The sequence below is a fragment of the Methanobacterium aggregans genome (assembly GCF_017874455.1).
Taxonomy (GTDB): Archaea; Methanobacteriota; Methanobacteria; order Methanobacteriales; family Methanobacteriaceae; genus Methanobacterium_C; species Methanobacterium_C aggregans.
Genome location: NZ_JAGGLN010000009.1, coordinates 25,698 through 47,120 on the forward strand (window position 1 = coordinate 25,698; position 21,423 = coordinate 47,120).

Below are 21,423 nucleotides of genomic sequence, written 5' to 3' on the forward strand. Positions count from 1 at the left end.
AATTATGTCCTTTTTTTTAAGATTTAAAATCGTTAAGTAAGTTATTATTTAAAAATGACACCATATGATGTTTGAATTCTTTTTAAATCTTCTAAAAAAGTCTTCTTACTCCTTTCAAAAGATTTATATAGCAGTAAGAGGAAACTTATTTCCGGTATACTGATCACGGAGGTATTGATCTATGCAAGATAAGATAGGACAGGTTATTGAAAACATAGAAAAATGCGGCACAAAGTTTGTAAGGCTGCAGTTTGTGGATATACACGGAACCCCAAAGAACATGGCGGTCCCCCTGGCAAAACCAGAAGATATTGAAGATATATTAAAAGACGGACTATTATTTGACGGTTCATCAATCGAAGGATTCGTTAACATCAACGAAAGTGATCTGGTAATAAAACCAGACCCAGACACATTCTCAACCCTCCCATGGAGGCCAGAGGAGAAGGGAGTTTGCAGGTTCATATGTGACATACACTGGCCTGACATGACCCCATTCGAGGGAGATCCAAGGTACATACTCAAAAAAGCCCTTGCAAAGGCAGAAGATATGGGATACGAGTACAACGTTGGCCCAGAACCAGAGTTCTTCATAATCGGTGCAGATGAAGATGGAAACATCATCCCGGGAGATGAAGGTGTTTACTTCGATGTGGAACCAGTTGACCAGGGAACAGACATCAGAAGGGAACTCGTACTTGGACTTGAAGAATTACACTTCGACGTGGAGGTAAGCCACCACGAAGTTGGACTAGGCCAGCACGAGATAGATTTCAAATTTGACAGAGCATTAAAAACAGCAGATGCTGTTATAACATTTAAACAGGCAATAAAAGCAATAGCTGACAACATGGGTTGCATGGCAACCTTCATGCCTAAACCATTCTTCGGTGTAAACGGTAGCGGAATGCACGTCAACCAGAGCCTATTCAAAAACGGAGAAAACATTTTCTACGACCCTGACGGTGAGAACGGACTTTCCAAAGAAGCAATGTACTTCACAGGAGGATTATTAAACCACTCCAAGGCACTTGCAGCAATCGTTGCACCAACAGTCAACTCCTACAAGAGGCTTGTACCAGGATACGAAGCACCGTGCTACATAGCATACGGACTTAGAAACAGGTCCACACTTGTCAGGATCCCTGCAAGCAGAGGAAAAGGTACAAGGCTTGAATTCAGATGCCCTGACCCATCATGTAACCCCTACCTAGCATTTGCAGCAATATTAGAAGCTGGAATGGACGGTTTGAAGAACAAAATGGACCCAGGCGATGCAACTGAGATCAACGCATTCGGACTCGACGAAGCAGGCCGTGAAAAACTTGGAATAGACACACTACCATCCAGCCTATGGGAAGCTTACCACGCACTTCAGGAAGACGAAGTTGTTAAGGCATCCCTGGGTGAACACACCTACAACCAGTTCATGGCACTTAAACGTGCAGAATGGGACGACTACAGGGTTCAGGTATTCCCATACGAACACGACAGGTACTTGGAGATTTAATACTCCAAAAACCCTTTCTTTTTTTATCAAAGCCCATTATTACTTGTTTATTAAAAATTAACAGTTTATTAAAAAAGTATTTAAAATAATCCGCAGATAGTTAAAGTTATAATCAAAGAAAGCTGAAAATCAGACCTTGATCAATAAAATAAAGTGAAAGGTGAAGAAATGCCACAAGAGACAGACCGTAAGATGATGGAAATCCTCAGAATTCTGGCAGACAGAGAAGAAGTTCTCGGCGCCAAAACCATAGCTGAAGAACTCAAAAAAAAGGGGTACAATCTGGGAGAACGTGCAGTAAGGTACCACATGAGAATACTGGACGAAAAAGGGTTCACAGAACGTATCGGATATGCTGGAAGACAGATAACAGAAATTGGATTGAAAGAACTTGAAAAAGGTCTCATCTACGATCAGGTTGATTTCATATTCTCCAAGTTCGAGGACATGATCTACCAGACAACCCTTGACCCTGTGAAGGGGAAGGGCAGCGTTATTGTGAACACCTCCACCTTCACCTACAACGAAGAAGTTATGGATGTTATAAAAGAGGTCTTTGGAAAGGGAATTGCTGTAAGCCCCTACGTAAACACCATGCTTCTTGAAAATGAAAATAAAATGAAGGTTGAAACTGTCTGCGGAACCACAATAGATGGAATGCTCCTTAACAGTGGGATACCTGTAATTCCACAGTATGGAGGAGTTGTTGAAGTGGAAGGTAATACGCCACGAAGGTTCACAGAGCTGATATCCTATAAAAAGACATCTATGACTCCTCTGGAAGCATTTACAGATGAGGATATGACCTCAGTGCTTCAAGTCATACGTGAAGGAAGCGGTTTGATCCCTGCAAACTTCAGAATCATTCCCTCAAGTGCAAGGAACAACGCCCTAAAGATATTTGAGGATCTGGAAAAGATAGGAGTATCCGGACTCTTGAAGATAGGTGAAGACGGAGAATCGGTTTTAGGAGTTCCAGTTGAGGAGGATATGGTGGGAATAGCAGTTATAGGTGGCATATCACCCCTTTGTGCTGCAAAAGAGGCAGGATTTGAGGTTAACATAAAACTTGCAGAAAACACTCTCAAATTTGAGGACATGACAAGGATAGCCAAACCTAAACCTTCACTCAAGACAACCGGGCCTGAACCCAGTGAAAAAGTTAAATTTTTGCTCTCAAAAGCCTGGAACCTCATATACAAAGTCGATTTTGACCTTGAAACCCTCAAGGGCAACGTTATTGCAAATGTTTCCTACGTAAAGAATGATGATGTTGAGGATGCCCTCGCTGCATTCGACAGCGTCATGGGCTCAAGGCCGGATTACTGCACAAGCAGGTTCTTCAAGATAATAAAAGGTCAAGAACCTGGTAAAACAGGTATTGCAACTGTCTGCAGCCTGACCATAGACGGAATACTCACAAAAAACGGTATATCCACATCACCCCAGTACGGAGGAATACTTGAAACAGAGGGTAAAAACCCCAGGTTCATTGAACTTACAGCCTACAGCGGCTCATCCCTTGATCCCCATGAGATCTATATTTCAAAGAACATGACATCAGTTGGGGAGTCCTTAAAGGGCCGAGGAAGGATACTTGCAAGCTTAAGGGAGATACCCTACATAGCACGTCCCCATGCCGTTGAAATTCTGGAGGATGTTAAGGAGGCGGGTTTTTCAATACTGAAAATTGGAAAACCAAGTGAGCTGATCTACAACGCCAAGGTTGAAAGGTACCATGCAGGAATCGTGGCTCCAGGGGGTCTTAATCCAATTGCAATCATAAGGGAACATGGAATACATGTGGAACCCAAGGCAGTTGAAACCCTAATGAAACTGCAGGATATGGAGGAATTCTAGTATACTCTGCAGATCCTTGGTAACCCATTTTAAGAAATCTCTTCTTTAAAGAATTTTTTTACAAATAAACTCTTATTTTTGTTGTTTTTTTAGAAAACACCTTAATTTACACGAACTGATTTGGATACCATAATAATAAATAAGATAATTTCTATAGGTATAGGCCAACCAATAATTCTATCCCGATAAAATTGATCCATAATCCTATTACTAAAAAAAAGGTGAATATCATGAAAAAGGAAGAAAAATGTGCTAGTTGCGAAGAAATATGCCAATACATAGAAGATGAAGTTAAACCCGGTGACACCGTGCGATTATCACTTGGACGTTGTTACATTCCCGGAAAAGTGGTCACAAATAGTGAGGGAGTGCTCCAAATTAACGTGGAGGGCAGCGTTATAAAGGGATTGACCTCCATAGATGTCAAGGGATTGAAAGACATCATAATCGAACTTGAGCACGAGTGCAAAGATGGTGTATGCACAATTGAAGCCACTGACGATTGAATTTCATAATTAAATGGGATTCATTGATGAGCTGATCCAAAGAATATTTTTTTTATTCTATTTTTTTACTCTGGACTTTTTTATACTAATTTTTTCTAATGAATTATATCCTCGTTTTCATTGTACCCTCGAGTTGTTGAATATTACCATGGATAATATCATTGAAAATTGTATAAATTTGAATGGTCATCCCACATCATTTCCGAACAAAAAACGATACGTTTATATAAACATCTCGCATATTGAGTAATATCAATTTGAAAAGGTGATTCAATGTCAGTGATCATAGACGAAGAAAAGTGTGGTAAAATTGAAAACTGCCCTGGTGAAGGATTGTGTATAAAACTCTGTGAACAGGGAGCTTTAGTTGAAGGGGACGGCGAAGTAGTCATAATCGACGAAAAATGTGATGACTGTGATATATGTATTCAGAACTGTCCAAACGAAGCTATATCCAAAAAATAGGTTGGAAAAAAAATGGTTTCCATAGAAAGGGAAGGGAAGGAAAATCGTTCCCTCTCCCACAAAAATGAAAAATGTGTTGGCTGTGGAATATGCACAGATATCTGTCCCACAGAGTCCCTAAAACTTGGTCCAGTCCTCCCCATAGCAAGGGGACTTTTAAAAATGGACTACCTCAAGATGAACAAGGATACATGTGTTTTATGCGGACTCTGTGCATCTGCATGTCCATTCGATGCCCTGGAATTCAGTGTAGATGGTGAAAACGCGAAAAATTTGGATGCTTATCCTAAATGGAGTCATAATGCAGGCATTGATGAGGAAAATTGCATATACTGTGGTAGCTGTGAAAAAGCATGCCCAAAAAATGCCATATACATGGAAAGGGTTTTGCCCACGGTAGAGGAACTTGTTCGCGGTGAAGCAGAGATCGACAAGGATAAATGTATCTCCTGCGGAATGTGTGAGGAGATCTGTCCTGCAGAAGCAATAAGCATGGACAAAAATGAGATAAATTCCAGCAGCAAAGACATTGCAAATGACATAAGCATCGACAAATCCAAATGCATCTACTGCGGAATATGCAAGAGGATATGTCCAGAAGATGCCATAAAAGTAGTCTGCACAACCTGTATGGATCAGATGGAAATTCCAAAACCAGAGATCACAGGGAATATCATATTGAATGAAGACCAGTGCATAAACTGCGGCTGGTGCGAGGAAATATGTCCAGTGGATGCTGCAGAGGTAACAAAACCCTTTGAAGGAGAAATAGAGATGATTTCAACTGATGAGGTAACCTGCAAAGGAGATTCCTGCCACGCATGTATGGATGTTTGTCCATGCAACGCAATAAGCATCGTTGACAACAAATCTGTTGTAAACCAGAACATGTGCACCCTATGCGGAGCCTGCGCAAAGGCCTGCCCACAGAGCATAATATCAATCAAGCGCAGCGACATGAAACTGGATAACATACGTTCCAAGTCCTGGCAGAAGACACTTGGAAGTTTAATTGAATAGTTCAAGAATTCACGTTCAACAAAAATCCTCCATTTTTGTTGTTTTTTTTCTTTTTTTTAGTAGATTTTTAAATTAAAGCCAACACTAATAAAAATTCCACACACAGTAACCTTAAGAATTTTTAAATTAATTTTAAGTGATGATACCTGAAAAATCAAAACTCACAGTGCTGTTGCTGATTTTAATAAAATTTGGAAACTTGTAGAATAAGAAATAATCCAATGAATAAAAAAAGAAGGAAAGTTTAGTCTTTTATTACCATTACCTCTGTTGATTTGATAACTGCAGTTAATTCATCCCCTTCTTTAATCTCAAGGTCTTCAACTGCTTCCTTGGAGATTATGGCAGTTATAACCTCTGGAGAATCTATTTTTATTTTTACAGACGCAGTTATCTCACCCTTCTCAACACTCACAACCATTCCATTAAGACCATTTCTTGCACTCATCTTCATTTTATCACCTATGATATATTTTGTAAATTAAATTTCATATATTTTGTTGTGTGGGTAGTAAATCACGAATTTAAAAAAAGTATTAAATTTAAATAATAAAAGATTTGAGCCGTATAACAGTATATTAACAATAAAACAGCCATTAAACTACATTTAAGCAGGTAATGACCTATATTTAGTGCGATGTATATTACTGAGGTTACGTTGCAATTAACTGTGTTTTTTAAAGTTAAATAGATAGGTTTATATGTACATATCGGGAAAAATTCCTATGAGAATTGATAATATCTTAAAAAAATTCAGGAGGTTAATCATGGATAAAAAAGTCATGGCAGTAATTGTATTGATAATAATTGCAGTTATAGGCGGGGGACTGTTTGCTTACCAAAGCTCCTCAGATCAGAATAAGACTGTTTTGAAGATATACCATGCAGGTAGTCTTTCCGCATTAATGAATGCAACTGCCAAAAAATTTGAATCTGAACATCCTAATGTTGATGTTCAATTAGAATCCTATGGAAGTGCTGATGCTATAAAACAGATCACAGACCTGAACAGGTCTGGAGATATAGTTGCCGTTGCTGACTACGGATTGATAGACAAACGTATGATACCTAACTACGCAGACTGGAACCTTCAGTTTGCAAAGAATGAGATGGTCATAGTTTACTCCAACAAGAGTAAGTACAGCGACCAGATAAACAGCCAAAACTGGTACCAGATACTTGAAAAATCAGATGTTACCTTCGGTTTCAGTGACCCCAACGCTGATCCAAGTGGATACAGGTCTGTTATGATGATACAACTTGCAGAATCCTACTACAACGACAGCACCATCTTCGATAAACTCGTAGCAAACAACACTGCAATCACTTCTGAAACTAACGGCACTGGTTACGCTCTAAAAGCTCCAAGTAACCTTAACCCAACTTCTAAGGTCATGATCAGGCCAAAAGAAGTGGATTTAATGCAGTCCGTTGAATCAGGTAGTCTTGATTACCTTATAATCTACAAAAACGTTGCAGATCAGCATAAAAGTTCTGGTGTGAAGTACATTGAACTTCCTAACAAACTGCAGATCAGGGATACCCAGTACGAATCAGATTATAAAAAAATAAGCCTGACACAGAACAGTGACACCAACAAGAGCAAAGTGGTTAAACTTTCACCGATAGTCTATGGAATAACAGTGGTGAAAAATTCAAGCAACTACGACCTGTCAGTTGAATTCGTTAAGCTGTTAATTAGCTCTGAAGGTACACAGCTCATAAAAGACACTTACCAGCAGCCAATAACACCTGCAATAGCAACAAACGACTCCACAAACATTCCGGATGCACTAAAATCCCTTGTTACTCAGGCTTGATCTGTGAAGTTAGTATCCTGAATTTTTGATCAGATTTCAGGATATTAAAATTTTTTTTTTAATTGACCACTGTGAAGGTTTATTAAAGACCCACTATAAAAGATGCATAAGACCCTATGAAAATTTTAATGGTGTTCCAATGAGAAGGATAGAATATTCAACATTTTTCTTTGCTTTAATGGGATCATTTGCCGTACTTTTTATTTTAATACCTCTGGTAACAATGATATTATCCGAAGATCCTGGGGCAGTTGTAGCCAACCTTCAAGACAGTGAAGTGCTGGGATCAATATTCACAAGTGCATACTGTGCATTAATAGCAACCATAATAGCCCTTATATTTGGAATTCCACTTGCTTACACACTTGCAAGGAATGATTTTAAAGGCAAAGGATTTATAGAAGCCATAATAGACATACCCATTGTTATACCCCATACAGTGACAGGTATAGCTCTTTTAACAGTTTTTGCACCACATGGAATTCTTGGAATGCCCTTTGGAAAGATTGGAATAAGTTTTATTGATGCAATGCCTGGAATAATCGTTGCAATGCTATTTGTGAGTTCATCATTCATGATAAACTCCGCAAGGGAGGGATTTGAAAATGTTGATCCAAGACTCGAGAAGGTTGCAAGAACACTGGGTTCAGGAAACTTCAGAACCTTCTTTGGAATAACCATACCCCTTTCCCTTCGAAGCATCGTTGTTGGATCCATCATGACATGGGCAAGGGCAATAAGTGAATTTGGGGCCGTTATAATCCTGGCCTATTACCCAATGATCGCACCAACCCTCATTTACACCAGGTTCCTGAACTTCGGTTTGTCTTCATCAAAACCCATTGCAGTTCTACTGATACTCATCTGCATAATGGTTTTTGTAATTGTCAGGTTACTTATAAGTGGATGGAAATCATATGATAAGGATTAAAAAGTTATTTAAAGAGTGGAAGGAATTCAAACTGCATGATATAGATTTAGAAATAAATGAAAAGGAATATTTTGTAGTTTTAGGTCCATCAGGAGCAGGTAAAACTCTTTTACTTGAATTGATTGCAGGGATCTGGATTCCGGACTCTGGAAAAATATTTTTCAAAGGCAGTGATATCACGTTAACAGCCCCTGAAAAAAGGGGAATTGCACTTGTTTATCAGGATTACATGCTTTTTCCGCATAAGACTGTCTTTGAAAATGTTGTATTTGGACTGAAGCTGAGAAAGTACAGTGAGGAAGAGATATCTGAGAAGGCCGATGAACTCATGGAACTTTTAAAGATCAAGGACCTTTCAAACCGTTACCCCCGGACGCTGAGTGGTGGTGAAAAACAGAGGGTTGCAATTGCAAGGGCTCTCATATTGAAACCTCCAGTTTTACTTTTAGATGAACCACTAAGTGCCCTTGATAAAAACAAACAGAATGAACTCATAAAGGAACTCAAACGTATAAACAGGGAGTTCGGAATAACCATAATTCATGTTACCCATAACTTCGAGGAAGCCCTGATGCTTGCAGACAGGGTAGCTATAATGGACAGTGGAAGAATTTCACAAATTGGAACAACCCACGATATATTCAGAAAACCTGAGAATAAATTTGTTGCAGACTTCGTTGGAGTTGAAAATCTCCTGGAAGGAAGGGTTGAAGAAACAAATGGAGATATAACTGCCATTAAAACAGAACACTCCACCATATATTCTGTAACATCTAAAGTAGGTGATGTTTACATGAGCATACGCCCCGAGGACATCACCATCTCCCTTAAAAAAGTGGAAACCAGTGCCGTGAACATGCTGAAAGGCAGGGTAAAGGAAGTTGTTGACATGGGCACCTTGATAAGCTTGTTAATAGATACTGGAGATGTTTTCATGGTTTTAATGACAAGAAAATCCTTCATGGACATGGAAATAAACGTTGGCATGGAGGTCTGGATGAACTTCAAGGCTTCAGCAGTGCATGTTTTTTAGATCCTAAATCTTCAAGTGGATTTAATCCATCTAGATATGGGATACAGGATATTAATTACTCCTTTAAAAATTACTTTTTTAAAAGATCTGGCTTTATTATGGAACCAAATTAGGAGAGCTTATCTTCAAGGGAACACAGGCCTTTCTATCACCCATATCCATGACCTTCACCTTGATACCATAAACAGATTCCATGTTCTCCTCTGTTATCACCTCATCTGGAGTGCCCATGTCAATGAAGTTCTTTCCCTTCATTATTGCCACTTTGTTGGCTGATATGAAGGCGTGATCAGGGAAGTGGGAGGACATCACAACGGAAAGTCCATTCTTAGCCAATCTTTCTATTATGTTGAGTGTTCTTATCTGATTGCCAAAATCCAGGTGTGAGGTTGGTTCATCAAGAAGAAGAACATCCGGTTCCTGGGTCAGCACCCTTGCAATGAAGACCAGCTGCTGTTCACCCCCACTGATCTCGGTGTAGGGTTTGTCCCTCATGTGAAAGATGTTCAGGGACTTCAGGGAATCTTCAGCTATTTTTATATCCTTCTCAGTTGGTGAGGAGAAGATATCAAGGTGGGGTGCCCTTCCCATGAGCACAACGTCCAGTACTGTGAAGGGGAAGGTGGAGTTGTGCATCTGGGGTATGTAACCTATGTTTCTGGCTATCTCAGAGTTATTCATTGAGTAGATGTTCCTGCCGTTGAGAAGTACGGAGCCTGATTTCAGCTTCATGAGTCCGTTTAAACACTTGATCATGGTGGTTTTACCTGTACCGTTTGCCCCTAAAATACAGAACACATCCCCTTTTTTCAGGGAGAAGTTAATGTCCTCAAAGATGTTCTCCCCTCCATTGTAGGAGAAGGTTCCCCCTACCATTTCAAGTAAATGGTTCATGACCACACCTCCCTGCTCTTCATAAGGAGGTAAAGGAAGAATGGTGCACCTATGAGTGCTGTTAAAATTCCCAAAGGAATTTCAACTGTGACTAAGGTTCTGGCCACATCATCTATGAGAAGGAGGAAGAAAGCTCCAAGAACTATGCTTGCAGGTAGAAGTACCTTGTGATCAGGGCCAACTATCATTCTGGTTATGTGGGGTATTACAAGTCCAATCCATCCAATAATCCCGCATATACTGATTGATGATGCTGTTACCACAGTACAGCACACAATTATAAGTCCCTGCATTCTCCTGGTGTTTATTCCAAGGGTTTGGGCCTCTTCCTCACCCATGGAAATAACGTTTATCCTCCATCTTACCATTAAAAGGATTGCAGTTCCTATAACTATGGGAACACCCATTATAATAAGATCCTGATTGTTAACCGCTGCAAGGCTTCCCATGAGCCAGAAAACAATGGTCTGCAGCTGTCCATAGGGATCTGCAACGTACTTTATCAGGGAGAGGAGTGCAGAGAAGAGTGAAGCTATGGCAATACCGCAGAGCACCAGTGTCAGCATGGAAGTGCCCTTAAATGCCCTTGCAATGAAGTAGGTTAATCCAACAGCCACGAGCCCCCATGCGAAGGCTGATATCTGTGTCATGAACACGCTGGCTGAAAAGAGTATTGCAAGGGAGGCCCCGAACCCTGCACCCGCTGAAACACCTAGTTTATCCGGGGAAACCAGGGGGTTCTGGAAGAGTCCCTGGAAAGATGCACCTGCAATGGATAGAGCAGCCCCTATCATCATGGCAGCCACTATCCTTGGAAACCTTATCTGGAAGATGATGGTGTCCACTGCAGGGGGCAGTGTGAAGTTGATAAGACCCAACTTGGAGGCCACGGCCAGTACAACCTCATTCAGAGACAGGGGATATCTTCCAAAAAGAAATGAGAGGAAGAATAGAATGATCAGGGCAATTATCATTAGAAGTACTGCAGATACTTCATGTGATACTACCTTTTCCCTGATTTTCTCTTTGAACAAATTTTCACCCATATTAAAATCTTTTAAGTTTGATTCAATCCAGAAGAGCTCAGTATACTGGACACCTGCTCATCAGTCAAGTTGTAGTGGTAGAACTCTGAGTAGAACTCCTTTGTAAGACTGTTCAGGTCCAGGTCCTGGAACTTGTCAGGGTAGAGTACCTTGGCAGTCCATGGTATGCCCATAATTGTGTTGGCTCCAGGTGGTCCTTCAAACCAGTTGAATGGAGACTGTGGTGCCAGGTAAACCTGCCTGTTCTTAACAGCTGTTATGTTCTGCCACTGGGAGTTTGAATATACACCATTGTAGAAATCAGAACTGCTTGTGATGATAACGTCTGGGTTCCACTGAAGTATGAGTTCCATTGAAACTCCCATTCCACCCTTGGATACAGGGGCCTGTACAACGTTGGTTCCACCGCAGATGGTTATAAGCTGGGCCTGGGGTGAACCTGGGGCGTATGTTTTCAGTCCAGTTGAATCCTTTGCATAGTAAACCTTCTTCTTCTCATTCTCAGGTATGGTGGACACCGTGGTGTTGACCTGGTTCAGGACCTTTTTGTAGAAGGCCGTGAGATTGTCTGCTTTCCCAGTTTCTCCAGTGACCTTTCCAACGAAACTGATGGCTGAAACTATGTCTGTGAGGTTGTTGTCACCCTCAACATCCAGAACTGGAACTTCACCGAACTTCTCCTGTATCTCGTTGACATCATCCACCGTGCCTCCATGACCCACCAGTACTATGTCGGGGTTTGAGGAGAGTATGGATTCGTAGTTGGCATTTTTCTTACCCCCGCCCAGAACTGGAAGTTCAGTGTACCCCTGGGACATGTAAGTGTTCTGGTCTTCGGATCTCTGAGAGTCCCATCCAACCATCTTGTCAGGGGCCAGCATGTAGAGTAGGACTGTTGATGAAGCACTGAGGGAGTAGACCTTGTTGACTGTTGCCGGCATGTCAACACTCCTCCCCAGCATGTCTGTGAACTGGTCTCCTGAACTGGATCCATGTCCAGTGTAAGCCGTGGCCACTACAATCACACCAACAACAGCTAAAACTGCAATTATTATCAGTACAATTACTTTAGGATTTTTGATAGATTTCATAGATTTACAACCTGTTATTTTTGGTTAAAAGGATGAAGCTTCTTTTTATGAACTAAACTTTCTCTTACCTTTTATAAGCTAAATTTTATTATGCGATATGAGTTAATAAACGTGTTGAAATGGTTGATTTATGGGGTTAGCTTAATTTCATAATATCCCACCTACCTTTATGAGGATCTGTGTATTGTTTCGCTTGTTTATTGCTTCAAGGATTCATGTTTTGAAAATGTCAGGTTTTGATCTGACCAGATTTAGGTTTATACAATATGTATTAATAAACATATCGAAGGGATATTTTGGGAATTTTGGGTTTAAGGGAAAATTACAGGGATTTGAAACCTATTTACAGATTTAAAATGATTAAATAACATTAATATCAAAATTAATGTAAAATATGATATTAAATGTTTTTATAATAGTTTTAATTAGGTTATATCTAAAAAAAACATCTTTTAGGTTCCAATTTTATCCATAAAATCATCACATGAGTGTGCATTTTAACCAGTGCCACCTATTTTTAAAAACATTTAAAAACAACTTAAAAATCATTTATAACATATTTAAAATATTTAATACCCAATATAAGCCATTTTAACTCTTAATTTTAATTATAAATATTAATCTAAGGATTTACAACTTAAAATCCGTTTTTTTTTCATTGAAAAGGTATTAAATTATTATAACAAAGTATAAATATTAATAAGAAATAAACCAGCACTGTCGAATACAATGTGATCACACTTCGATGCAATAGAAAGAGGTGAAAAAATTATGGGAAAAATTAGAAAATCGAATATGGTGATTCCTATTGTTTTTATATGCTTAATTATGGCTACAATAGGATCCGCAACTGCGTACTCTTCAATATCTACGAATAAGAACGTCAATTTAGTTGTGGCAAATGATCTTGGAGCCAGATTTAATATTAATGGAGATAACACTTACAACTTCTTCAGTGCAAACCAAAATCCAGGGCAAGGTTTAAACGCACTACACATAGCTCCAGACAATACAACTTCATCTGGAAGTGTAACAAGCACTAATGCCCTTTCTGGTACTTTTTTTATGAGTGATACTGGTGGTCGTGGATGGGATGACGATGGAATACTCATGATCGCAGTAAACGGAAGTATGGACGACTTATCCAATTTATCAATCACAATAAATGCTTCAGGATATGTGTGGAATCCTGTTCCAACAGGTTCATACCCTGCATACAACAGCACCACTTATGTATCAACATTAAATGAAACATTTGACTCCTCTGATTTCAGTGGTGCCAACGGTTACATTTCAACATGGAAACCCTGCCCTACAGCAAATTATCCTCTTTACGAAGGTCAAGATGTGAGTCAAGATACTCAAAATGGTAACACATTCCACATAATCTTCGTTGACTGCAAAGCAGGAATCATAGGTACGGGAACACAATCATCTTCAACTTGGAGCGGTAAAACAGCCGTTAACAACGGCATGATTAATGTTACCTACGCAGTCAGTGGTCTTCCACAAAGTTCTCTACTCTCTTTCAATGATTACGCATTCTGCAACAGTTCCAACCAGGGCCAGGGCATAAGATGGACCAATTCAGTGAATACACCTGGAAACAATTCAGCATCCACCTCAGGATGGTACATTGCAAGTTGGTTCTAAAATACATTAAGTGCCTACAATGATATTAAAAATTGGAAGGGATAGAATAATCCCTTCAAACTATTTTTAGAGGATATCTCCTAAAAAAAGAAGGATATGCCCTATCCTTTAAGATTAAGTTTTATAAAATTATTCAATATTCTGATCATAACTAATACCTCACTGATCGATACGTATAAATATAAATCTCGATTATTAATAATCGTGGATCTTTATTACTTTATTCATTTTTTTGATCCACAAAAAATAAAAGATTGCAAAAGGAGGTAAAAATGAGAAGATATAACAAAATATCCCTGCTCATGATTTTCACCGTAATACTCTGCATCTCAGTATTGGGAACAGCAAGTGCAGCAGACACTGCAAACAGCAACACTGGACCTACTGTTACTGCTAATTTAACCAGCGGAACCTACAACACCTCACAGACCGTGGCTTTAACCACAAATGACAGCAGCGCAACAACCTACTACACAAACGACACAACAGATCCAAGAAACAGCGGCACAAGAATCACTTACACAACACCCATCACCATAAACACAACCACCACACTACGATACGCAGCAGAAGACCCCTCAGGAAACTGGAGCCCATTATACCTACAAAACTACGTAATTGGAAATGGAACACTAAAAAACAACACTGGCCAATCCAGTTACACAGGACCACAAACCAACACAACTTTCTGGACATACTCTACTGGAACCGGAATAGATGGTACCTCTGTTGTGGGATCAGATGGAACCATATACGTGGGGACCTTTGATGGTGAAAGTAAATCGGGTTGTCTATACGCATTCTACCCAAATGGAACACTAAAGTGGGTATATAACACATATGGTGGAATAAAAGGTAGTCCCTCTCTTGGAGCAGACGGAACCATATACGTGGGGAGTTATTGGGGTATTGTTTATGCAATAAACCCTGATGGAACACTAAACTGGTCTTATGACACTTACTTCCAAGATAATGGGAAATATAGAACAACACTATCAGATAGAACAATATATGGTTCACCAACAGTTGGAGCAGATGGAACCATATACATCGGAGCATATAACGGTGGAAAGTTGTATGCGATCAACCCTGATGGAACAACCAAATGGAAATGTAAAGCCAGCAATATTATGTATGGTTCCCCTGCTATCGGCTCAGATGGAACCATATACATCGGAGCCCTTGATTTTGTAGTTTATGCAATAAATCCTGATGGAACAATCAAATGGACACACAAAACAGGAGCTGCCATTTACGGCTCTCCAAGTATCGGTTCAGACGGTACCATATATGTATCAAGCCAAGATGGTAACCTTTATGCATTCAATCCGGATGGAACAATCAAATGGACCTTTGAGCATAGTGGTTACTGCGCCCCCAGTATCGGCAAAGATGGTACCATCTATTTAGAAAGTTGGAGTTGTATTTACGCTTTAAATCCTGATGGAACAATCAAATGGACTTACTCTGCAGAATGCGCTGGATATGGTCCAATAACAATTGGAGCAGATGGAACCATCTATTTTGGTTGCCTCTCATCCCTACAAGTTTACGGTGTTGATGAATCAGGATTTACTGATCTGTATGCATTAAACTCGAACGGAACGCTTAAATGGAGTTATCACGTGGGCGGCGTGATTGGTGGTATAACAGTTGGTCCAGATGGAAGTATTTATGTTGGAACTCGCGCCACCGAAAATTTCTACGCATTCAAGGATGTTCCAGTAGCTGGCTTCACCTCAAATACAACAGGTGATACACCATTAACTGTACACTTAACAGATAATAGTACCAATAATCCAACAAGTTGGAGTTGGGATTTTGGAGATGGAACAAGCAGCAATTCACAAAACCCCACACACACCTACACAAAAACAGGAACCTACAAAGTTACTCTAACTGTAACCAATCGCTACGGTAACAATACAAAGATAAGTTACATCACAGTTACAGACATCACACCACCAACAGTCAACGTAAGTCTTCAGGGTGGTAACTACTACAGCTCACAAAGTTTTACATTAAAGGCAAGTGAAACAGCCACAATCTATTACACAACTGACGGTAGCACTCCTACAACCAGCAGCACGAAGTACACAGGAAGAATAGGTTTTACAACGTCCAAAACCCTGAAGTTCTTTGCAGTGGATGCAACAGGCAATATATCACAGATCTACACGCAACGTTACAACATCTACAAACTAGTGAGCTACAAATACAAAGTCAGTGCCAAGTGGAAAAAAGTCTGGGCCAAAGTCAAATGGAAAAAAGTCCGAGGCAAATGGAGATACCACTGGGTAAAAGTCTGGAAATACAAAACAATAACCAAAACAGGCACAAAATGGGTAAAAACCTAAATTTTCCCCCATTTTTTATTTTTTTAAGATTAAAAGAAAATATCATTATTATCCTAAAGTACTACTAAAACTAATTTTTATAAGCTAAAAACTGTCCAATTCAACAGTTACTTTGTTTATTACTAATTTTAAAAATTCAAACCCCCTTCAAAAATCAAACCCCCCACGCATTCGATAGGTTTATATAATCATGTCGCATAATTTCAATTCGTGGATCATATTAATACTTTATTTTATTTTATCGATCCAGAAAAAACGAACAAAAAAATGGAGGTGAAAAAGGCAAATGAAAACCAAAATAACGATGTTATTAATGGTCATGTTTCTTGCAATCATACTTAGTGGGGTAGCCTCAGCAGCATACACAGGCGCAACTCCAACCAATTACACGATTTTCTCAAACGAAAGTCTCAATGCAAATGACATCACAACAGATAGTCAAGGAAACATCTACGTTACAGGATCAACTTCAAACGCAGCTTACACCATAACCAATGGAACTTACACAACAAACAGCAGCACAACAAACACCCTATCCAGCGGTGATGTTTACATAGCAAAATACAACTCAAATGGAACACTCATATTCTCCACAGTAATTGGAGGAACAGGAAGCGACTCAGGAAACGGAATCTCAGTTGACAAAAATGGAAACATCTACGTAACCGGAGCAACTAAGAGTACCGATCTCCCAGTAACAAACAACGCATATCAAAAAACCCTCAATGGAGGAGCAGATGCATTTGTATTTGAACTCAGCGCAGACGGAACCCAACTACTCTACTGCACATACCTAGGAGGAAGCTCCACCGATACCGTAGGAGCCAGAGTTGAATCAGGAACAAAAATCAAAGTTGACAGTACCGGGAACATCTACGTTCTAGGACAAACCAACAGTGCAGACTTCCCAACAACAACAGGAGCATACAAAACACGAATAGGAAGTAATAGTGGTACATACGGTGGAGATGCATTCATAACAAAATTCAATTCCAACTGGAATATGTTTTACAGCACACTCTTCGGAGGAAACACCTTAGATGACATCCCATATGGACTTGTAATCGACAACCAAAGTAACGTGTGGATAACAGGAAAAACCACAAGCACTGATCTGCCAGTAACAAACAACGCATGCCAAAAAACAATGGTATACACCAGTAGTTCAAATGCTTTTTTAAGTGAAATCAGTGCGGATGGAAGCACACTACTCTATTCCACATACTTTGGAGCAAAAGGTAATACATATGGATACGCAATCACAAAGGACAGTCAAGGAAATATTTACATCACAGGGCAAACTACAAAATACTCAGGATCATCTTCATATATCCCTGTAACAAGTGGAGCATACCAAACAACCCTAAACGGTGCAAGTGATGCTTATGTGGCCAAATTCAATGCCAGTGGAAGTTTACTTTGGTGTACATTCTTTGGAGGATCCGGTGCTGATGATGCACGTGCAATCACAGTTGATTCTCAGGGAAATGTTTACATCACAGGAAGAACCTCATCCACTATTCCATCAACGTATAATGCAATTCAAACAAGTTACATGGGCGGTACGTGGGATGCATTTATAGCTAAATTAAATGCAAATGGAACTGCATTACTCTATGCTTCTCTTCTTGGAACTAAAAGTAACGACTTTGGATATGGAGTTGTAGCTGATAACCTAAGCACTGCCTATGTAATAGGAACCTTTGCATTGACTAAAATCGCAACAGCACCAGATGTAACAGTTGATCAAACTGGAGGACTGTACAACACCATAAAGAACGTGACACTCACCGCAATCAACACAACCAACAGCACAGACACCATCTATTACACAACAGATGGTACAGACCCAAAAACAAGCAACACAAGAACACAGTACAATGGATCAATAACAATAAACAACACAACAACACTACGATACGCAGCAGTGGATAGTTTAGGAAACTGGAGTCCTGTTTACAATGAAACCTACACCATAGACACAACAGCACCAACAGCAACCTCAAACCCAATTGGTGGATTGTTCAACACCACACAAACAGTAACCCTAACAACTGACGACAACACAGCAACAACCTACTACACAACCGACGGTAGCAATCCAACCACAAGCAGTACAAGAACTGTCTACAATGGTCCGATAGCCATTAACGGTACAACCACGTTATTGTTTGCAGCAGTGGATGCAGCTGGTAATTGGAGTCCTGTTTACAAAGAGACCTATCAGATCAAGTCCGATGTCTACGTGAACATTACACCATCAAATTCCAACCCACAGGTGGGTGACACCGTAACCTACAAATTCAAACTAGGTAACAACGGACCAGGAATAGCCAAGAACGTAACATTCACATACACAATACCAGAAGGACTCGAATACGGAGGAGCAACCGTAGACCAGGGAACCGTAACCTACAACGCAACAACCAGAACACTAACCTGGAACCTAGGCGACGTAGCAGTCGGAGACCCCAACCTATGGCTACAACTCAAAGTACTAACCGCAGGCAACTACAACATACAACCAACAGTAACAGTAGCAGGATACAACCCTAACCTAGAAAGCCACATCAACACAATACAATTAAACATAGCCTCACCAGCAACCACAGACCCAGAAACAGTAAACGCAGCAACAACAACCAAAAAAATACCAATGCAAACCACAGGAATGCCAATAACAGCCTTAGTATCAGCACTGCTCATGATAGGAAGTGGATTAGCCATAAGCAGGAAAAAATAAATAATTTCACCCCTTTTATCTTTTTTTGAGGCATTGAATATTGAATTCTAATTTTCTGAAATTAAATCTTATAAACTCTTAAATTTCAAGTTTCAGAAAATAGGGGCTTGACTGGATTTATTAAAATTAATTTTTAATTTATACAATTAATCATACTTTATTGATAGGTATTTATTTGCACCTAATGATAATAAGAGATATAATAGACAGTTATGTGCATGAGTTATCCAACTATAATTCAAACTCTAAGGGCATGTAATTGTTTCACTAATCAGGGGTAAAATTGTGAAATCAATACGAATTATCAGTTTAATAGGATTATTATTGTTTTAATTATCCCATTTATAGGGGCAACATCCGCTACCAACGATACCAACAACACAACTGTAGATCAAGCAGTTTATAATGTTAATGGAAATTTGTTTGTTGATTTTAATCAAACCACAGCTAACGTTGGCGATACTGTTAGTATAACCGTAACTGCGATTAATAATGGCTTTTTTGATTGGTCTCCAGTAAAAGTATATGTTCCACTACCTGATGGATTACAATTCATGTCTTTTGTTGTACCCGATAAAACTTTACAAGAATACGATCCCACCACTGGAATATGGGATTTGAATACATTGAATCATGATGAAAGGGGCCATCAAAAATCGCTCATCATAACTGCAAAGGTACTGCCTGAAGCAGCTGGTAAGGAACTGGTTGCCACAGCAAAATTTGATAAACTCGTAATGGAAGGTTCCAATGTTCACATGGAAAATGAAACGCCCCCTGCAAAATCATCAATTCTAAAAGTATCTCCTCTTGCAAATGCCACATGCAGTGGTAGCGGCAATGGGACGTGCATTGGTTCTGGTAATTGTACGTGCATTTATAACCCGATTACAGTAAACGCCAACATTAAAAGTGGAACCTACAAAACACCACAAACAGTAACCCTCACGACCAACAATAGCACGGCCACAATCTACTACACAACTGACGGTAGCACTCCAACAACCAACAGCACGAAGTACACAGGAGCAATCAGCGTAATCACATCCAAAACCCTGAAATTCTTCGCACTGGACACTGAGGGTAACACATCACCGATATACACACAGCAATACAACATCTACAAGCTGGTGAGCTACAAATACAACGTCCAGGTCAAATGGAAAAAAGTCCGAGGCAAATGGAAATACCACTGGGTAAAAATCTGGAAATACAAAACAATAACCAAAACAGGCACAAAATGGCTAAAAACCTAAAAAACCACCCTTTTTTTTCTTTTTTTAAGATTAAGAGAAAATTCCACCATTATCTTAAAATTACTATTAAAACTATATTCTATAAACTAAAAACTGCCCAATTCAACACTATCTCTAATTTTAAAATTCAAACCCCCTCAACAATCCAAAACCCTACACATTCGATAGGTTTATATAAGCATATCGCATATTCCAATTCATGGATCACATTAATACATTATTTTATTTTATCGATCCAAAAAAAAACGAAACAAAAAAAATGGAGGTGAAAAAGTGAAAAAACATGCAATATCCATAGTAATTATATTTGCTGTAGCATTAGCCCTTTGTGGAAGTGCATCCGCAGATAGTGTAAGTGGAACTACCATTTCCACCCAATCGGACATGAACACAACGGATCTTCCGTCCAACAGGCACATATTCATCAACGTGTCCAATAACGAAGGAGTGAAATACAACAATGACAGTGCCTATTACGTTGGCCCTAACGGTACCTACTACATCTTAGCAGAGGGAGGGGGACTGAACCAGCTCCATGTCACTAACAGTACAGATAATGTTTACGGACAGGTGACTGTGATCAACGCGACCAGTACATCTTCATCAGGTGTTTTTTACGTAACCACCACTGGAGGTAGAGGATACAACGATGATATCATTCTTCTATTATCCGTGAAGGGACCTATATCTGATAATTTCTCCGTGACCATTATTTCAAGTGGTTACAACTGGACAGTTACAGGTGCCAAACCTACCACTATGAATTACGTAAACGGTGCAGTGAATGAGACTTTCACAAAGTCTGACTTCCAGTACGGGCCACAGATATACAAACCAGGTCCTGGAACATTAGGAACATGGTCTCTACCACTTTACTACGGTCAGAACACCAGCGATGCCTCAACAGCAGAATATCTTATGTTCATCGATCTATACGTTGGAAACATAAATGCAGCCCCTATAGATAACGGTGCTACGAAAGTTGAATACATCTTCAACAACCTGAACACAACAGCTTCATTCAACCCATACGCATGGACTGGTGGAGGGAAAGATGGCGAGGGAATCAGCTGGACAACACCTACCGCAGTTAATCTACCACGTACCGGTGCTGCTCCTACGGGTTACTCAGTTAACTACACTCCTGTGACTCCTGTTGCTGATTTCTCTGCAGACACTACATCTGGTTCAGCACCTTTAACCGTGAAGTTCACAGATACGAGTAGTAACTACCCAAC

General features: G+C 39.8%; 16 protein-coding genes and 1 pseudogene. 13 read left to right on the plus strand and 4 right to left on the minus strand.

Annotation, left to right across the window (positions count from 1 at the left end; all coding sequences use genetic code 11):
* The first annotated feature begins 181 nt into the window (after window positions 1–181).
* The 5 genes from glnA to fwdF all read left to right on the plus strand — a co-directional run bounded on the left by glnA (window position 182) and on the right by fwdF (window position 5,361).
* Complete coding sequence (gene glnA / locus J2756_RS10960; RefSeq protein WP_209585500.1) at window positions 182–1,510, plus strand: type I glutamate--ammonia ligase; 1,329 nt, start codon at window positions 182–184, stop codon at window positions 1,508–1,510.
* Between the two features lie 168 nt (window positions 1,511–1,678).
* Window positions 1,679–3,370, plus strand: coding sequence for a DUF128 domain-containing protein (locus tag J2756_RS10965; protein ID WP_209585501.1), 1,692 nt, complete (start codon window positions 1,679–1,681; stop codon window positions 3,368–3,370).
* Window positions 3,371–3,600: 230 nt separating this feature from the next.
* On the plus strand, window positions 3,601–3,876 hold the full coding sequence (locus tag J2756_RS10970) for a DUF2097 domain-containing protein (RefSeq protein WP_209585517.1): 276 nt from the start codon (window positions 3,601–3,603) through the stop codon (window positions 3,874–3,876).
* A 273-nt stretch (window positions 3,877–4,149) separates the two neighbouring features.
* Window positions 4,150–4,341, plus strand: a complete 192-nt coding sequence (locus J2756_RS10975; protein ID WP_209585502.1) for a 4Fe-4S binding protein — start codon at window positions 4,150–4,152, stop codon at window positions 4,339–4,341.
* Between the two features lie 12 nt (window positions 4,342–4,353).
* Window positions 4,354–5,361, plus strand: coding sequence for a tungsten-dependent formylmethanofuran dehydrogenase subunit FwdF (gene fwdF / locus J2756_RS10980; RefSeq protein WP_209585503.1), 1,008 nt, complete (start codon window positions 4,354–4,356; stop codon window positions 5,359–5,361).
* Window positions 5,362–5,605: 244 nt separating this feature from the next.
* Here the strand turns inward: fwdF and J2756_RS10985 are convergent, their stop codons facing one another.
* Window positions 5,606–5,815, minus strand: coding sequence for a TOBE domain-containing protein (locus tag J2756_RS10985; protein ID WP_209585504.1), 210 nt, complete (start codon window positions 5,813–5,815; stop codon window positions 5,606–5,608).
* A gap of 313 nt (window positions 5,816–6,128) precedes the next feature.
* Here J2756_RS10985 and wtpA point away from each other — a divergent pair, with 313 nt between their 5' ends.
* The 3 genes from wtpA to wtpC all read left to right on the plus strand — a co-directional run bounded on the left by wtpA (window position 6,129) and on the right by wtpC (window position 9,145).
* Entirely contained in the window at window positions 6,129–7,181 is a 1,053-nt protein-coding gene (gene wtpA / locus J2756_RS10990; protein ID WP_209585505.1) for a tungstate ABC transporter substrate-binding protein WtpA, read from the plus strand.
* A 139-nt stretch (window positions 7,182–7,320) separates the two neighbouring features.
* Window positions 7,321–8,112: a tungstate ABC transporter permease WtpB gene (gene wtpB, locus J2756_RS10995; protein WP_209585506.1), complete on the plus strand. Its 792-nt coding sequence runs from the start codon at window positions 7,321–7,323 to the stop codon at window positions 8,110–8,112.
* Window positions 8,099–9,145 carry a tungstate ABC transporter ATP-binding protein WtpC gene (wtpC, locus tag J2756_RS11000; protein WP_209585507.1) on the plus strand — a complete coding sequence of 349 codons (1,047 nt, stop codon included), beginning with the start codon at window positions 8,099–8,101 and terminating at the stop codon, window positions 9,143–9,145. Before wtpB ends, wtpC begins: the two co-directional genes overlap by 14 nt.
* 96 nt (window positions 9,146–9,241) lie before the next feature.
* Here wtpC and J2756_RS11005 read toward each other — a convergent pair whose 3' ends face one another.
* The 3 genes from J2756_RS11005 to J2756_RS11015 are packed head-to-tail and all read right to left on the minus strand — an operon-like array spanning window position 9,242 to window position 12,176.
* Entirely contained in the window at window positions 9,242–10,039 is a 798-nt protein-coding gene (locus J2756_RS11005) for an ABC transporter ATP-binding protein (protein ID WP_209585508.1), read from the minus strand.
* The gene (locus J2756_RS11010; RefSeq protein WP_245316054.1) at window positions 10,036–11,073 is read right to left on the minus strand and encodes a FecCD family ABC transporter permease; all 1,038 of its coding nucleotides are present in this window, start codon (window positions 11,071–11,073) and stop codon (window positions 10,036–10,038) included. The genes J2756_RS11005 and J2756_RS11010 overlap by 4 nt, the downstream gene beginning before the upstream one ends.
* A gap of 23 nt (window positions 11,074–11,096) precedes the next feature.
* Window positions 11,097–12,176, minus strand: a complete 1,080-nt coding sequence (locus tag J2756_RS11015) for an ABC transporter substrate-binding protein (RefSeq protein WP_209585510.1) — start codon at window positions 12,174–12,176, stop codon at window positions 11,097–11,099.
* A gap of 771 nt (window positions 12,177–12,947) precedes the next feature.
* Between J2756_RS11015 and J2756_RS11020 the strand changes: the two genes are divergently transcribed.
* From J2756_RS11020 to J2756_RS11050, 5 genes and pseudogenes are all read left to right on the plus strand, one after another.
* Window positions 12,948–13,829 carry a hypothetical protein gene (locus tag J2756_RS11020; RefSeq protein WP_209585511.1) on the plus strand — a complete coding sequence of 294 codons (882 nt, stop codon included), beginning with the start codon at window positions 12,948–12,950 and terminating at the stop codon, window positions 13,827–13,829.
* A gap of 272 nt (window positions 13,830–14,101) precedes the next feature.
* Window positions 14,102–16,186, plus strand: coding sequence for a chitobiase/beta-hexosaminidase C-terminal domain-containing protein (locus J2756_RS11560; protein ID WP_245316055.1), 2,085 nt, complete (start codon window positions 14,102–14,104; stop codon window positions 16,184–16,186).
* Window positions 16,187–16,472: 286 nt separating this feature from the next.
* Window positions 16,473–18,929: an SBBP repeat-containing protein gene (locus tag J2756_RS11040; RefSeq protein ID WP_209585512.1), complete on the plus strand. Its 2,457-nt coding sequence runs from the start codon at window positions 16,473–16,475 to the stop codon at window positions 18,927–18,929.
* Between the two features lie 419 nt (window positions 18,930–19,348).
* Window positions 19,349–20,185 (plus strand): chitobiase/beta-hexosaminidase C-terminal domain-containing protein, encoded by an 837-nt coding sequence (locus tag J2756_RS11045; protein WP_209585513.1) that lies wholly within the window; start codon window positions 19,349–19,351, stop codon window positions 20,183–20,185.
* Between the two features lie 273 nt (window positions 20,186–20,458).
* Window positions 20,459–21,423: pseudogene (locus J2756_RS11050) on the plus strand (PKD domain-containing protein); the annotation flags it as partial.